This window comes from Streptomyces odontomachicola (genome assembly GCF_039605595.1).
Taxonomy (GTDB): Bacteria; Actinomycetota; Actinomycetes; order Streptomycetales; family Streptomycetaceae; genus Streptomyces.
This window is the reverse complement of sequence record NZ_JBCFOK010000006.1, coordinates 36,772-51,960: the sequence shown is the minus strand read 5'-3', so window position 1 is coordinate 51,960 and position 15,189 is coordinate 36,772. Positions and strand designations below refer to the sequence as shown.

The window sequence follows — 15,189 nt, the reverse complement described above, 5'->3', positions numbered from 1 at the left end:
GGAGGACCCTTCACACGCTGCGGTCGATCAGGAAGGGCAGCAGCGCCTGCACGTCCTGAACCGCCGCGCGCTCCAGGGGCAGCGCGGCGAGGCAGCCGCGCGCCGCGTCGAGCTGGGCCCGCGCCTCGCGCAGCGCCGCGGTGCGGCCGCCGGCCTCCTCGACGAGCCCCGCTGCGGTGCGCGCTGCGGTGGCGTCCAGCGGCTGCGCGGAACCGAGCAGCGTGCCGAGCCGCTGCGCCGCAGGGCCCCCGTCCTCCAGCGCGCTGAGCACCGGATAGGTCTTCTTGGCCTGCCGCAGGTCGTTGTGCACGGGCTTGCCCGTGGCCGCCGGGTCGCCCCAGATCCCGAGCAGGTCGTCGACCGCCTGGAACGCGATCCCCAAGTGCCGCCCCGCGCTGTCGAGTCCGTCGGCGACGGAGGCGGGCGCCCCGGCGAGCACGGCGCCGAGCGCCATGGCGGAACCGAGGAGGGCGCCGGTCTTGTTCTCCGCCATCGTGCGGTACTCCCCCGGGCTCACCGCCTCGGGGCCCCTCCACGGGCGGCTCTCGAAGAGCAGGTCGTCGGACTGGCCGCGCACCAGGTCGCCGAGCGCGGCGGCGAGCCGGCGGACCGCGGCGCCGCCCTGTGTGCCGGGCGTCTCCGCGAGCAGCTCGACGGCCTGCGCGAACAGCGCGTCGCCCGCCAGCACGGCGGGCCCCGTGCCGTACGCCTTCCAGGCCGTGGGCCGCTGCCTGCGCATCTCGTCGCCGTCCATGACGTCGTCGTGCAACAGCGAGAAGAGATGGACGAGTTCGACGGCGACGGCAGCGGGGACGCCGGTGTCGCCGGGTGCCCCGGCCGCCTCGGCGCCGAGCACCGCGAGCGCCTGGCGCACGCCCTTGCCCTCGGCACGCGGCCCCGGCTCCGGGGTGCCGCCGACCGCGCACCAACCCAGCGAATAGGCGGTCATCTCGCCGGGATACGGGTGCACCCGCCGCACCGCCTCGGCCAGCGCCGGCCGTACGAGGTCACGGCACCGCTCCAGCACCTCGGGGGCGTCGGGTCGTGCGTCGGCTCGTGCGTCGGGCTGATGGGGGCGGTGCGGCGCGGCGGTCTGGGGCGCGCCGGTCTGGGGCGCCGCGTCCGCGAGGGGCGGGTTCGTCGTCTCGGAGGGCGCGGTCATCGCATCGCTCCCACGGGCTCGGCGTGCGCCTCGGCCGGCATCTCCGGGTGCTTCGGCTTCGCGTCGGAGGCAGCCTCCTGCGCGCGGGGCTCCACGCCCAGCTCGGCCTGCGCCTTGTCGACCATGTCGCGGGCGTGCCGCAGCCCGATGCGGTCCAGCTCGGCGCGCAGCGCGCGCAGGTCGGCCGCGGTCTGCTCGGGGTCCCTGCCCAGGTGCGCGAGGGACTTGACGAGGCCGAGCCTGGAGAGGGCCTCGCCGCGCGGCTCGCTCATCCCGCGGAACTGCCCGAGCGCGCCCTCGTACATCCCGCGCGCCTCCTCGTACCGCCCGGCGCGGAAGAAGACGTTGCCGCGCATCTTGTGGTTGTAGGCGAGTGCGCTGGTCAGGTTCATCTCGCGGCATATCGCCTCGGCCTCGGAGAGCAGGTCGAGCGCGGGCTGCGGGTCGTCGCCGCGTACGGAGAGGATGTCGGCCACGCCGCGCAGCGCCCAGGCGTGCCCGCGCCGGTCGTCCGCGTCGCGCGCGATCTGCGCCGCCTCGCGGAACATGGCGAGCGCCTTGTCGTACTCCCCGGTGTTGCGGTGCATCTGGGCTATGCCCTCCAGGGCCCAGACGGTGTGCCGGGCCTCGCCGCGCTTGCGCGCCTCGGCGAGGAGCTGCTCGTGCAGCTCGCCGACGGCCTGGTAGTCCCCCTGGATGCGGCCGGTCTCGGCCATGCCGGCCAGCGAATAGCCGCGGGCCACGACGTCGTCGCCCTCCTTGGCGAGCCGGGCCGCCAGGCCGAGCAGCCGGAAGGCCAGCCGGAGGTCGCCGCGCTGCCGCGCCAGGGTGCCGCCGCTCCAAACGGCCCAGGCCATGGCGCCGGTGGCGCCTGCGGCGCGCGCGTCGCGGTAACTCGCCTTCCACGCCTGGTCGGCCTCCTCGACCTGGCCCAGTCTGCGGTGCGCCTCGGCGACGGCCAGGCCGCAGCGCGCCATCTCCTCGCGGGAGCCCTCGCGCCGCGCTGCCCGCAACTGCTCGGTGCCGCGCGCGAGCACGTCCTCCAGCGAGGAGTTCACCGACAGCGAGCCGAGTGCGCCCTGGTATTCGGGGGCGGATGCCTTGCTGTACATGAAGCCCTTTCTGCTGTGCCGCTGCTGTCTCGGTCCTGCGTCGCCCGAGCCCAGTGAGTCGCCGGAGCATGTGCGACTCACTATGCACTGGACGTATACATGGCGTGCATAGTTCCGCGTCGCCACAGGTTTCTCCTGTTCTGCGGAGCAGGACCCGTGATGCGGCCGGTCGGTGAGGACCGCGGGGGTGCCGCTATGGATCAAGGACGCGGAGTTCGCCCCGGAGGTTGACTCCGTTCGCACAGGTTTCTGTTTTTCTCCTCCGGCGCTTTGTGCGCAGGACGGCGCGGCCCGAGCCAGGAAGGATGGTGCGTAGCCGCCGAGTGCGGGAAACCGGGACGGGTGCGGGGGCGCATCCGTCACGCGATTCCGGAGGTCGAGATGAGCCGTTCCGAGGACACGCCGGGCACAGCGGAGGACGCCGGGGGCGCGGCGCGTGCCTACGACGTGATCGTCATCGGCGCGGGCCCCGTGGGCGAGAACGTCGCCGAGCGCGCGCACGCGGCCGGGCTCAGCACCGTGATCGTCGAACGCGAACTGGTCGGCGGCGAGTGCTCGTACTGGGCCTGCATGCCGAGCAAGGCCCTGCTGCGCCCGGTCGCCGCGCGGGCCGACGCGCGCCGGGTCGCGGGCTCCGCGCAGGCCGTGACCGGCGCGCTGGACGCGAAGGCCGTCCTGGAGCGGCGCGACGGCTTCGCCTCGCAGTGGAAGGACGAGGGGCAGGTGTCCTGGCTGGAGGGCGCCGGCATCGACCTCGTACGGGGGCACGGCAGGCTGGACGGTCCGCGCCGCGTGGTGGTGACCGGGGCCGACGGCAGCCGTACGGCGCTGGAGGCGCGGCACGCCGTGGCGGTCTGCACCGGGAGCCGCGCGGCGCTGCCCGGGCTGCCCGGCATCGCCGAGGCGCAGCCGTGGACGAGCAGGGAGGCGACCTCGGCGCAGGAGGTTCCCGGGCGGCTCGCCGTGGTCGGCGGCGGCGTGGTGGGCGCCGAAATGGCCACCGCCTGGCGCGCGTTGGGCTCCGAGGTGACGGTGCTGGTACGAGGCGACGGGCTGCTGCCGAAGATGGAGCCGTTCGCCGGGAAGCTGGTGGCCGAGGCGCTGGCGGAGGCGGGTGCCTGCGTGCTGACCGGGGTGTCGGTCGAGCATCTGGACCGGCCCGTCCCCGACCGCCCGGTGACCCTGACGCTCAGCGACGGCGCGCGGCTGGTCGTCGACGAGGTGCTGTTCGCCACCGGCCGCGTGCCGCGCACCGACGACATCGGCCTGGACACGGTGGGCGCCGACGCGGGCAACTTCCTGTCGGTGGACGACAGTTGCCGGGTGGAGGACGTGCAGGGCGGCTGGCTGTACGCGGTCGGCGACGCCAACGGCCGCGCACTGCTCACCCACCAGGGCAAGTACCAGGCGCGCATCGCGGGCGCGGCGATCGCGGCGCGCGCCGCGGGGGTGCCGCTGCTGGAGACCGACCGGTGGGGCGCGCACGCGGCGACCGCCGATCACGACGCGGTGCCGCAGGTGGTGTTCACCGATCCCGAGGTGGCCTCGGCGGGGCTGACCGCTGCCGAGGCCGAGGCGCGCGGGCTGCGCACCCGGGTCGTGGACTACGACCTGGGCAACGTGGCCGGCGCGGCACTGTTCGCCGACGGCTACCGCGGCCGCGCGCGCATGATCGTGGACCTGGACCGCGAGGTGGTCGTCGGCGCCACCTTCGCCGGCCCCGGCGTCAGCGAACTCCTCCACTCCGCGACCCTGGCGATCGCCGGGGAGATCCCGTTGGACCGCCTGTGGCACGCGGTCCCGGCGTATCCGACGATCAGCGAGATCTGGTTGCGGTTCCTGGAGGAGTACAGGGGTTAGGACCGGGGTCGGGGCACGTCACGCTGCCACCGCCGAACGGGTCCGCGTCCGGTCGCCTTCCGCCGCGGCGGAATTCAGGCCTACGGCCTGCGGGGCCGCCCCGGCCGATCCTGCGATGCTCCGTGCCTCCGGCGGCCGGAGGCACGGAGCATCGCAGGACGCTGCATCGCAGGGTGCTCGCGAGGCACGAGGGGGAAGCGGCCGCCGGCTCGCTGCCCGCCGCGGCGCGGAGCGACCACGCGCGGGAGCGGCCGGCGGCCGGTGCGCTGCGCGGCCACGCTCACCGGCGCGAGCACGGCGCAGCGTGCCTCACTTCGGGGTGACCTCGGCCATCTTCTGCCAGCCGTCGACCGGGGCGTCGAAGTTGATGATGTCGGGGGTCGTGGCGACCAGGCCCGACATGAGCTCGATGGCGGTCTGGAAGTGCTCCGACTTCACGTGCTCCTCACCGGCGGCCGGCGAGGCGAAGCCCTCCAGCAGCACGTACTGGTGCGGGTTGTCCACGCTGCGGGACCACTCGAAGAACACGTTGCCGGGCTCGGCGCGGGTGGCCTCGGTGAAGTCGTGCACGTGGTCGAGCCAGCTGTCGGCGTGCTCGGCGCGCACGGTGAACTTGACGGCGATGAAGATCACGACGGCTCCTCGGCTGTCTGCTGTGACGGATGTTGCGGTACGCCATCGTGGCGCGGCCGCGCCGCGCGCGCAGAATCCCACGCGGCGGATTCCGGCGCTGCCGGAAAATCGCCCCACGGTGCTCCTGGTGCCTCCGGTGCTACGCCTGCGCCGCGTACCGCTCCGCCGCCCGCCCCAGCGTGCTGATGAGCTGCGGCGCGCGGTCCTTGAAGGCGACCGTGGGCAGCGAGACGGACAGCGCCTGCGCCGCCGCGCCCGGCCCCGTACCCGCGTACCCCGCTCCGGGACCGCTCCCGGGCAGCGGCACCGCCACGCACGTGAGCCCGAGGTCGAACTCGCCCACCGAGACGGCCACCCCGTCCCGGTGCACCCGCTCCGCCTCCCGCTCGAAGCGCGCCGGGTCGGTGATGGTGCGCTCGGTCATCCGCGCCATGCCGTGCTCGGCGAGGTAGCGGCGGCGCGCGGCGCCGGGCAGCGCGGCGAGCAGCACCTTGCCGTGCGCGGTCGCGTGCGCGCTGCGGTCGCGGCCCACCGCGAAGGGGTCGCTGCCCTCCACCGCGGGCGCCGTGCTGTCCAGCACGGTGACCTCGCCGCCCCGGTAGGTGCTGAGGTACGCCTCGGCCCCGGTGCTGCGCCGCACGTGTCCGAGCAGGTCACGCACGTCCTGGCCGACCTCCATGTGCCGCTGGTACGCGCGGTGCAGCGCGGGCACGCGCGGCCCGAGGATGAAGCCGCCCCCGCTGCGCGCCAGGTGCCCGCGCTCGGTGAGCGCGCCGAGCACGCTGTACGCGGTGGACAGCGCGCAGCCCAGGTGCCGGGCCAGTGCCTTGGCGGTGACCGGGTGCGGCGAGGCGGCCACGGCGTCGAGGGCGTCCAGGGCGCGGTCGACGGACTGCGGCCCGGTGGCTGCTGAGGCGGGAATGGCCGGCTCCTTCCGGGGTGCGGGGCGTGGGTCGCGTACGGCGACGGACAATTCTCCCCCACCGTCGCACGCCCGCGCCGCCGCCCCGGAAGCGTCCGGCGCCCCTGCCGCGCTCAGTGGCCGAGTCGGCCGGTGTCAGTGGCCGAGCGCGCGCTCGAGCTGCCGCTTGTTCATCTTGGAGCGGCCCTCGATGCCGCGCTGCTTGGCCTCGTTGTAGAGCTGGTCGCGGGTCGGGCTCACCGGGCCCTGGCCCTTGCCCGAACGCTCGCCGCCCCGCTTCGGCGCGGGCTTGTCCTTGACCGAGGTGCGGCTGGCCTTGCGGGACTCGCCGCTCTGGGCGCGCTCCTTGTTCACGGTGCGGGACGCGATCTCCTTGGCGCGCTCCTTGGAGGCGCCCCGCTCCCTCTGGCTCTCCTTGATGTGCTCGTACTGCCGCTCGCGCTTGGCGTTCGCTCCTGCGGGCATGGCGATGTGCCTCCGTCGTTCTGTCGAGTGGTGCGGGCGGGCACGCGGCCCGTCCGCCGGGCGGGGACTTCGTTCCTCCGGCCCCGTCCATCGTTCGGCCGGGCCGCGGGGTCAGCCAGCGGGGGACGCGGACGCCGTGGCATCCGGGCGCAGCACGATCTTCACCGCGCCGTCGGCCTTCTTCTGGAACATGTCGTACGCCTTCGCCGCCTCGCCCAACGGCAGGTGGTGGGTGGCGAATTCGTCCACGCCCAGCACGTCGTCGCCGCTCAGCAGCGGCATGATGTCGGGGATCCAGCGCTTCACGTTGGCCTGGCCCATGCGCAGCGTGACCTGCTTGTCGAAGAGGGTGAGCAGCGGCAGCGGGTCGGCCGCCCCGCCGTACACGCCGGACAGCGAGATGGTGCCGCCGCGGCGTACGAGGTCGATGGCCTGGTACAGCGCGGCGAGGCGGTCCACCCCCGCCGTCGCGATCGCCTTCTCGGCGAGCTTGCCGGGCAGCATGCCGCCGAGCGTCTGGAGGGCCTTGCCGCCGGGGCTGCCGTGCGCCTCCAGCCCGACCGCGTCGATGACGGAGTCGGCGCCGCGCCCCGCGGTCATCTCCCGTACGGCATCGCCCAGATCGTCGACCGCGCTCAGATCGAGCGTCTCGGCGCCCCGCTCGCGCACCCGGCGCAGCCGCTCCGGTACGAGGTCGACGCCGATGACCTTGCCGGCGCCGTGCTCCAGCGCGATGCGGCAGGCCATGTCGCCGATCGGCCCGAGCCCGAGCACCACGAGGGTGCCGCCCTTGGGCAGCTCCGCGTACTCGACGGCCTGCCAGGCGGTGGGCAGCACGTCGGAGAGGAAGAGGAACCGGTCGTCCGGCGGCCCCTCCGGCACCTTCACGGGGCCGTAGTGCGCCTGCGGCACGCGCAGGTACTCGGCCTGCGCGCCGGGCACCGAGCCGTACAGCTTCGTGTAGCCGAACAGCGCGGCCCCGCTGCCCTGTTCGCGCACCTGCGTGGTCTCGCACTGGGTCTGGAGCCCGCGGTCGCACATGTAGCAGTCACCGCAGGCGATCTGGAAGGGCACCACGACGCGGTCGCCGGGAGCGAGGTGCGGCACCCCGCTGCCGACTTCCTCCACCACGCCCATGGGTTCGTGTCCCAGGATGTCGCCGGGCGTCATGAGCGGCGTGAGCACCTCGTACAGGTGCAGATCCGAACCGCACAGCCCACTGGACGTGATCCGCACGACCGCGTCCGTCGGCTCCCGCAGCCCGGGGTCCGCCGCGTCCTCGACCCGCACATCCCGCTTGCCGTGCCACACGACTGCCTTCATCTCGGCCTCACCTCCCGGGGGTGGGCGCCGGGTACCCGCGGGCGCGGTACGCAGTCATGACGCGGCGCGCGCGGGAAACGGGCCGCAAGGGTTCTGCAAGCCCGCCGCAACCAATCCGCGCGCGGCGCCGGGCAGCCACCCACCGGTTTCACCGCAACCGGCATACATGGGGGGATGTCATGTCTGCTGACCACGAAGAAGCACGGTCGGCGCTGCTCCAGCAGAACCAGTGGCTCACCGTGAGGGGCTGCAAGAGGGTCCTGGTCCTGGTGCACACGCTGACCTACGCGCAGCGGCTGCGGGACGCGTTCGCGCTGCTCGAACCCGATCTGCGCATCCAGGTCCTGTTCACCGCCGCGCCGCACGCCTTCGGCCGCGGCGTGGCCCGGCACCTGCAGGACCTCGGTGCCGCGGCGGTGCCGTGGGACCTGGCGCTGCGCACGCCGTTCGACCTGGCGCTGTCCGCGGGCTCACGGGGGATCGAGCGGCTCAGGGCGCCGCTGGTCCGGCTCGCGCACGGCGCGGGGCACAACAAGCCGCTGCGGGCGCCGGACGCCGGAGCGCCCGCCCCTTCCCGCGTTCCGAGGATGCTCAGCCGCGAGAACCTGGTGCACGGCGACAGGCCCGTGCCCGCGGCGATCGCCCTGTCGCACCGGCGGGACCTCGAGGCGCTGGCCCGCACCTGCCCGGAGGCGCTGCACGCGGCGACGGTGGTGGGCGATCCGTGCCACGACCGGCTCGTGGCGAACCTGCCGCGGAGGGAGGAGTTCCGACGCGCTCTGGGCATCCGTCCGGGGCAGCGCCTGGTGATGGTCACCTCGACGTGGGGGCCGACCGGCTCGCTCGGCGGGTTCGGCACCCTGTTGCCGCAGGTGCTCGGCGAACTCCCGCCGGAATACCGCATCGTCGTCTCGCTGCACCCCAATGTGTGGGCGGGGCACGGCGAACGGCAGATCCGCGGGTGGCTCGCAGCGGGCGGCCGCGGGCGGCTGGCGCTGCTGCCGCCGGGGGCCGACTGGCAGGCCCCGCTGATCGCGGCGGACCACGTCATCGGCGACCACGGCTCGGTCACCGCCTACAGCACGCTCACCGGCGTGCCGCTCCTGCTGACGCACTGCGCGGACCGCGCCACCGTGCCGGACTCGCTCGCCGACCGGCTGGCCGCGTGCGCGCCCGCGCTCTCCCCGATGCATCCGCTCGCCGACCAGCTCAGGTACGCCGCCGAGGAGCACCGCCCTGAGCGCTATGCGCCGGTGGCCCGCCTGCTGTCCTCGGCGCCCGGCTGCTTCCACCGCCACATGCGGACGCTGATGTACCGCCTGCTGCGGCTGGGCGAGCCGGCCTACCCGGCATCCGCTCCACCGGTCCCGGTTCCACCGCCGCTGGACGACTTCGAGATCCACTCGGCGGAGGTGCGCCGATGAGCGAGCACGCGCCGCAGCGCATGGCGTCGCCGGCAGTCCGGTACGCGGCTTCGTCCCCGCCGCACCTGAGTGTCGATCCCGATGCCACGGGCTCCGCGCGCTGGACCCCGTACGCCGATGTGCTGGCCTCCACCACGTCGCTCCCCGCGGGCGCCGCGCGCCGCCGCGTGGCGGTACTGCTGGCGCGTCACCCTGGCTGTCTCGTCGCCGCGGTGCCGGTCCGCGGCGGGGCGTGCTGCCTGAGCGTACGCGGCGGACCGCTGCTCATCGCGCCCCGGGGCCCGAGCAGCACCCACGTGCTCGCCTCGGCCCTGCACGACTGGTTGGTGGCGGGTGGCCGGTGCGGGGACCTGCACACCGTGACCCTGTACGCGGACGGCAGACCGGTCGTGCTGCACGTGGTGCACCGGCGCCCGGCGGTCAGAACCCGCCGAGCCGTTCGTCCAGCCGCTCCGCGTCGGCGGGGCTGAACTGGCGGTAGAGCGCGAGGGCTTGGGCATAGCTGTCGCGCGCCGCGTCCTGGTCGCCGCTCTGCCACGCGGCGCGGCCGAGCATCTCCAGTGCGCGGGCCTCCCAGTGCCGGGAACCCAGTGCCCGGAAGTCCTCCAGGGCTTGCCGGAGATGCGCGGCCCCGCCCGCGGGGTCGCCGCCGTCCGACCTGGCCTGTCCTAGCAGGGCGAGCGCTCGCGCGGCGTCGTACGCGTCGCCCTCCTTCAGGAGTTCGGCGCGGGCACGGGTGAAGAAGGCGACGGCGGCCTCCTCGTCGCCCCGTGCCTGCGCCGTCTCTCCCAGGCACACGCGGGAGAGCGCGGCGCCCCGGACGTACCCGATGGACTCCCGGAGGGCGAGCGCGCGGGAAAAGGCGGACTCCGCCGCGTCCAGCCGCCCGGTGCGCAGGTGTGCGTTGCCCAGTCCGTTGAGCGCCTGCGCCTGTTCGCGCGCGCCGCCGTCCTCTTCCGCGTGGCGCAGTGCCTGTGCGTACCACTCGGCGGCCTCCGTATGACGGCCCGCGTTGCGCAGGCCAGCGCCGCCGGAGGTCAGCATCCTGTTCTCGCCCGCCCGGTCGCCCGCGCGGCGTGCCGCGGCAAGGCCCAGCTCATGCGCCTCGACCCACAGATCGGCGGGACGGAGGCGGAGGAACAGCGGCCACATGGCGTCGGCCAACTGCCAGCAGGTGCTGTCCCATCCGGCCTCCGCGCTGTGCCGCAGCGCGCCCATGAGCGCGTCGCGGTGCGTCTTCAGCCAGGACAGGGCCGCGGCGGAGTCCTCGAAGCCGGTGCCGGGCTCCGGTGGCTCCGCATAGGTGCGCGGCAGGGTCCGGTGGCTGGGCGAGAGCAGCGACTCGGCCGCGGTGGCCGTGTGCAGGCACCAGTCCGCGAACCGCCGGACGGTCTCCTGCCGTTCCCCTTCGGAGTCCTCGGCCAGCGCGCGCTGCCCGGCGTGCGCCCGTACGAGATCGTGGAAGCGGTACGTTCCCCTGCCGGTCTCCTCCAGCAGGTTGGCCTCCACCAGGGACCGCACGGCCAGGACCGTTTCGCCGGGCGGCACTCCGCCGGCGGCCGCAGCCATGTCCAGGTCGTACTCGGGTGACGGCAGCACGCCCAGGCGCCGGTAGACGGCGGCCTCCACGGGCGGCAGCAGCCTGTACGACTCGTCGAGCGCGGCACGCACACCCGCCTCCCCTTCGGAACGCAGCGCCTCCAGCGGGCCCGGGCCGTGCGAGAGCGCCCCGGCCAACTGCGCCACGGGCTGCCGCGGATGCACCGCGAGCTGGGCCGCCGCCAGGCACACGGCGAGCGGCAGGCACGCGCAGAGCGCGACCACGTCGCGAGCCGCGCCGAGGTCGCGGCCGACCCGGTCCCCTCCGCCGCCCCGCGCGAGGAGCTCGACGGCGGCGTCCGGAGCGAGCACGTCGAGCTGGTGCAGCGCGGCGCCGTCGACCAGCAGTCCCGTCAGGTGGCTGCGGCCGACGGCGACCACGAGGCTGTGCGGGGACGCGGGGAGCAGCGGGCGCACCTGGGCCGCGGTGAAGGCGTCGTCGAGCATCAGCGCCACCCGCAGGTCGGAGGTCAACGACCGCCACAGCGCCGCGCGTTCGGGGAGGGCCCCCGGCACCGTATCGGCGCCGAGCGCCCTCAGGAACTGCTCCAGCACATCGCCGGGCTCCACCGGACCTGCCGCCGCATGCGCCCCCAGATCGGCGTAGAGCTGCCCGTCGGGGAACTCCTCGGCATGCGCGCGCAGCCATCGTGCGACGAGCGCGGTCTTCCCCACGCCCGCCGTTCCGCTGACCACCAAGAGCTGCGGAGCACCGGCGGGCCTGCCGGCCCGCAGCCGGTCGAGCGCGCACTCATCCTCTTCCCGGTTCACGAAGTGACCGCGCTCCGGCGGAAGTTGGCGCGGTACGGGCCTGTCCGGGCGCGTCGCCGCGTGGAGATGCACCCCGCCCGTGATGTCCCTGGCCTGCACCACCGGGCCGTGCACCCGGGCGGCGCCGCCGATCACGGAGGACTGGCGCGCCGCATCGTCAGCGGGCAGGGTCCCGCCGGTGCCGTGCAGCCGCGCCCAACGCCGCAGCTCCGTTGCCACCGAAGGGTCCGCTGCCGCCTTCTGCGCCAACACCTCTGCGAGGCGGCCCAGTTGTGCGGGCTCACGACGCGTACCGCTGAGCGCGTCCCACGCTTCGGCCACGGCCGGGTCCGCCGCTGCCAGCGGCGCAACGATTCCGCCCAGCTCCCGCCAGGCGACCGGCTCATCCGTTCCGCGGTCGGCGTCCGTGCCGCAGTCGGTCATGGCCGATAACAGCTCCGCAGCCACATCGGATTCCGGCACGGGTGCTCCTCACGCCCTTCGGGAGTATGCGACGGGCCCCGGGGCCACAGGGGCTTTCGAGGTCCGGCAGTACCGTGACACGGGCATACGCCACATCACTGCCTGCTCCTGCTGCCTCTACCCGAACCCGTGACGGTCCGACCAAGTCCGTTCCGTGAGGCGCTTGTTTCAGTCATTGACGAAGCGATTCTGGCTACCTTCGGAGGTACGTGTCACTCTCTGCACCGAAGGAGCCGCGCCGGTCGAGGGGTCGGGAGGCGCTGGTGACGGATTTCCGGATCACCCTGCTCGGCCCGGTCGGCATACGGGCCGGAGACCGGCGGTGCGACCTCGGTCCGCCCAAGGAGCGCTCCGCGCTGGCCGCGCTGGCCTGGGACGCGGGACGCCCGGTGAGCGTGGACACGCTCACACGCCGCATCTGGGACGAGGACCTGCCGGACGAGCCGCGCAATGCGCTCCGCTCCTACCTCTCACGCATCCGCAAGACCCTGTACGAGGTGGGTGGGGACGCCGCGCCCGCGCTGACCAACCGCACGCACACGTACGCACTGGAAGCGGACCCGGACACCGTCGACCTGTGCCACTACCTGCGCCTCATCGAGCAGTCCCACACCCTTCACGCCGCCGGCGAGACGGGGCGCGCGCTGCTCGCGCTGGAGGAGGCGGCCGGTGTCTGGGGCGGCGAGCCCCTGGCCGGCCTCGGCGGTTCATGGGCCGAGCACGTACGGGCGACGGCCGCGGAGAAGCGTGTGGCGGCCACCGTGCTGCGGGCCGAGATCACCCTGTCCCAGGGCCGCTTCGCCGACTCCATCGCCGAACTGCGGCCGCTCGCCGAATACAGCCCGCTGGACGAGTCGGTCGCCGGGCTGCTGGCGGTCGCCCTGTACGGATGCGGCCGCGGCTCCGAGGCCACCCGGCTCCTCCAGCACACACGGCGTGCGCTGCTGCGCGAACTCGGGGCCGAACCGGGCGAGGAACTGCGCCGCATACACGAGGGAATCCTCAACCACGCACCCGCTGCCTCGCTGCTTCCCGCGGCGGCGAGGTCCCCGGAACCGCCGGCGGACCTTCAGTCGCTGCCCGCCCCTGCCGTGCCGGACAACCTGCCCCGCGACGTGTCCTGGGTCGGGCGCCGCGACGAACTGCGGCGGCTCGTCGAGGCTTTGCCCGGCCCCTCCCCGGGCCCGGAGCCCGTCGGAAGGCTTGAAGCCATCGACGGCATGCCGGGCGTCGGCAAGACCTCCCTCGCGGTGCATGCCGCGTACCAGCTCCACGAGCGGTACCCCGACGGGCGGATCCTCGTGGACCTCCGCGGCCACGCGCCGGGACAGCCCCCGCTGACCCCGGCCGCGGCCCTGTCCGAGCTGCTCCGCCATCTGGGCACGCCCACCGAGGCGATTCCCCAGGACCTCGCGCGGCTCACGGCGTACTGGCGGTCCGCGGTGCGGGACCGGCGCGCCGTGATCATCCTGGACGACGCGGCCGGGGTCGAGCAGGTGGCCCCGCTGCTCCCCGGCACCTCTTCCTCTCTGGTCATCGTCACGAGCCGGCGCAGGCTCACGGGGCTTCCCGATGTGCGCCCTGTCTCCCTCGACGTATTGCCGCAGAACGACGCCGTGGCGCTTCTCCGGCGCCGCATCGGAGATGACCGCGCACCCACACCGGTACAGGCGGCACACATCACGCGTCTGTGCAATCACATCCCCTTCGCCATCGAACTCGTCGCGGGCCGCTTCCTGTCCCGGCCGTCCTGGAAGGTTTCCGATCTTCTGGAGCGGCTGAGCGCCAGGACCGCTCGCATCCCCGAAATACGGGATGGCGACAAGGCGATGGCGCAGGCCATCGAGCTGTCCTATCGGACCTTGTCCCCGACCGGGCAGCAGGCCTTCCGGCGCCTGGGACTGCACATCGGCCCGGAGTTCTCGCCGGAGGCCGCAACCGCTCTCACCGGATTCCCGCCCGCCGAAACCGACCGTGTCCTGGACGAACTGTTCACCTGTCACCTCGTTTTCGAGGCCTCGGCCGACCGCTATCGCATGCACGATCTGCTGCGCGAATACGCCACGTCTCTCGCCGACGAGTACGAGGACCGGTCGACGGTGCGCAGGCTGGCGGATCACTACCTGCGCAGCGCGGACCGTGCCGACCGGCAGCTCTTCTCCTTCCGCGTCCGCATAGACATGCCCGAGGACGCCGCGGCCGGCGCCTGCCGGACGGAGCACGCCCGGGCACACACCGGTGGTTACGCCGCTGCTCAGCAGTGGTTCGTCACGGAGGGGCCCAATCTGCTCGCCGTCCTGGACCACACGCGCGCCCAGGGGACTCCGGAACGGCTGGCCCTGTTCACGCACGTACTGGCGAGCTTCCTCGACACCGAGGGATATCTCGCCACCGCGCTTCCGCTGCTCCGGCAGTCCGTGCACCATTGGCGAGGAACAGACGACCGTCATGCACTCGTCCGGGCGCTCCTCGATCTCGCCTCCGTATGCGGGCACGCCGGCGACTGCGAAGAGGCCGAGCAGGCGGCGTACGAAGCGCTGGAACTGGGGCGTGCTCTCCACGAGAGCGAGGCGGAGGCCGAGGCCCTGCACCAGCTCGCCATCGCTTACTGGCGCACGGGGCGATATCAGGAGGGGCTCTCCCGACTGCGCGGAGCAATCCGGCTGCGCAGCAGAGAGGAACAACGGGTGCAGCAGGCCAGGAGCTTCAACCTTCTGGGAATTATGCTGCTGCATCTGGACCGGGACAGCGAATCGTCAACGGCATTTGCGGAAGCACTTACGCGATTCCGGGAAATCGAGGACCTGCGCGGCCAGTTCCGCACGCTCAACAACATCGGAGAAATACAACAGAAGACGGGCGATCTGGTAGCGGCAGAGCGCGCATACCGAGAGGCCATGACGCTGTCCCGGCGGACGGGAAGTCAGAGCGAATTCGCCACGCTGCAGATGAACCTGGCCGGCACTCTCCGGTCAGCAGGACGCATCGGGGAGGCGCTGCACCTCTACCGCGAAGCGCTGCCGCCCTTGCGCAGCGCGGGAGATCTGCACAGCGAGGCGATCATCCAGCACGGCATCGGCAGTTCCCTGCACCGAGCAGGACGCCACGAGGAGGCCCTCCCCCACCACGCCGCCGCGCTGAAGCTGACCCGGAAGATCGGCGCTGCGCACGAAGAGGCCCAGGTGCTGCGGGACTTGGGGCGCGCGGAGGCGGCGACGGGCCGCTGCGCACGCGCGGCCGAGCACCTCGCCGCGGCACTCGCCGCCGCCCGGCGCCTGGGGGCCCACAGCCAAGAGGCCGAGGCGCTGCGGGCGCTGGCCGAGTTCCACGATGACGGCGGCAGCGCCGTCGAGGCGCGGCAACTACGCGACCAAGCCCGCGCGCTCTCCGCGGAACCGGGCGGTCCGGAATCCGGCTAGAGTGACTTGGACGCGGCGTCAATAATTCGGCCCCCAA

At 73.7% G+C, this 15,189-nt stretch carries 11 protein-coding genes; 4 read left to right on the top strand and 7 right to left on the bottom strand.

The features are described 5' to 3' along the window. Positions 1 to 10: 10 nt before the first annotated feature. Positions 11 to 1,162, bottom strand: a complete 1,152-nt coding sequence (locus ABEE00_RS12635; RefSeq protein WP_345745492.1) for a polyprenyl synthetase family protein — start codon at positions 1,160 to 1,162, stop codon at positions 11 to 13. Further along, on the bottom strand, positions 1,159 to 2,274 hold the full coding sequence (locus tag ABEE00_RS12630) for a tetratricopeptide repeat protein (protein ID WP_345745491.1): 1,116 nt from the start codon (positions 2,272 to 2,274) through the stop codon (positions 1,159 to 1,161). The genes ABEE00_RS12635 and ABEE00_RS12630 overlap by 4 nt, the downstream gene beginning before the upstream one ends. A gap of 381 nt (positions 2,275 to 2,655) precedes the next feature. Between ABEE00_RS12630 and ABEE00_RS12625 the strand changes: the two genes are divergently transcribed. Beyond that, complete coding sequence (locus ABEE00_RS12625; protein ID WP_345745490.1) at positions 2,656 to 4,134, top strand: dihydrolipoyl dehydrogenase family protein; 1,479 nt, start codon at positions 2,656 to 2,658, stop codon at positions 4,132 to 4,134. Positions 4,135 to 4,443: 309 nt separating this feature from the next. Here the strand turns inward: ABEE00_RS12625 and ABEE00_RS12620 are convergent, their stop codons facing one another. The 4 genes from ABEE00_RS12620 to ABEE00_RS12605 form a co-directional block, all read right to left on the bottom strand. Beyond that, complete coding sequence (locus tag ABEE00_RS12620) at positions 4,444 to 4,767, bottom strand: putative quinol monooxygenase (RefSeq protein WP_345745489.1); 324 nt, start codon at positions 4,765 to 4,767, stop codon at positions 4,444 to 4,446. Positions 4,768 to 4,906: 139 nt separating this feature from the next. Next, the gene (locus ABEE00_RS12615; protein ID WP_345745488.1) at positions 4,907 to 5,740 is read right to left on the bottom strand and encodes an IclR family transcriptional regulator; all 834 of its coding nucleotides are present in this window, start codon (positions 5,738 to 5,740) and stop codon (positions 4,907 to 4,909) included. Positions 5,741 to 5,824: 84 nt separating this feature from the next. Then, positions 5,825 to 6,154, bottom strand: a complete 330-nt coding sequence (locus tag ABEE00_RS12610) for a plasmid stabilization protein (protein ID WP_345745487.1) — start codon at positions 6,152 to 6,154, stop codon at positions 5,825 to 5,827. Positions 6,155 to 6,265: 111 nt separating this feature from the next. Then, entirely contained in the window at positions 6,266 to 7,477 is a 1,212-nt protein-coding gene (locus ABEE00_RS12605; RefSeq protein WP_345745486.1) for a zinc-dependent alcohol dehydrogenase, read from the bottom strand. A gap of 179 nt (positions 7,478 to 7,656) precedes the next feature. On the opposite strand from ABEE00_RS12605, the gene ABEE00_RS12600 reads away from it, so the two are divergent. Next, complete coding sequence (locus ABEE00_RS12600) at positions 7,657 to 8,901, top strand: hypothetical protein (protein WP_345745485.1); 1,245 nt, start codon at positions 7,657 to 7,659, stop codon at positions 8,899 to 8,901. Next, entirely contained in the window at positions 8,898 to 9,371 is a 474-nt protein-coding gene (locus tag ABEE00_RS12595) for a hypothetical protein (protein WP_345745484.1), read from the top strand. The genes ABEE00_RS12600 and ABEE00_RS12595 overlap by 4 nt, the downstream gene beginning before the upstream one ends. Here ABEE00_RS12595 and ABEE00_RS12590 read toward each other — a convergent pair. Next, positions 9,322 to 11,733: an ATP-binding protein gene (locus ABEE00_RS12590; RefSeq protein WP_345745483.1), complete on the bottom strand. Its 2,412-nt coding sequence runs from the start codon at positions 11,731 to 11,733 to the stop codon at positions 9,322 to 9,324. The genes ABEE00_RS12595 and ABEE00_RS12590 overlap by 50 nt on opposite strands. 263 nt (positions 11,734 to 11,996) lie before the next feature. Between ABEE00_RS12590 and ABEE00_RS12585 the strand changes: the two genes are divergently transcribed. After that, positions 11,997 to 15,152, top strand: coding sequence for an AfsR/SARP family transcriptional regulator (locus ABEE00_RS12585; RefSeq protein WP_345745482.1), 3,156 nt, complete (start codon positions 11,997 to 11,999; stop codon positions 15,150 to 15,152). The last annotated feature ends 37 nt before the right edge of the window (positions 15,153 to 15,189 follow it).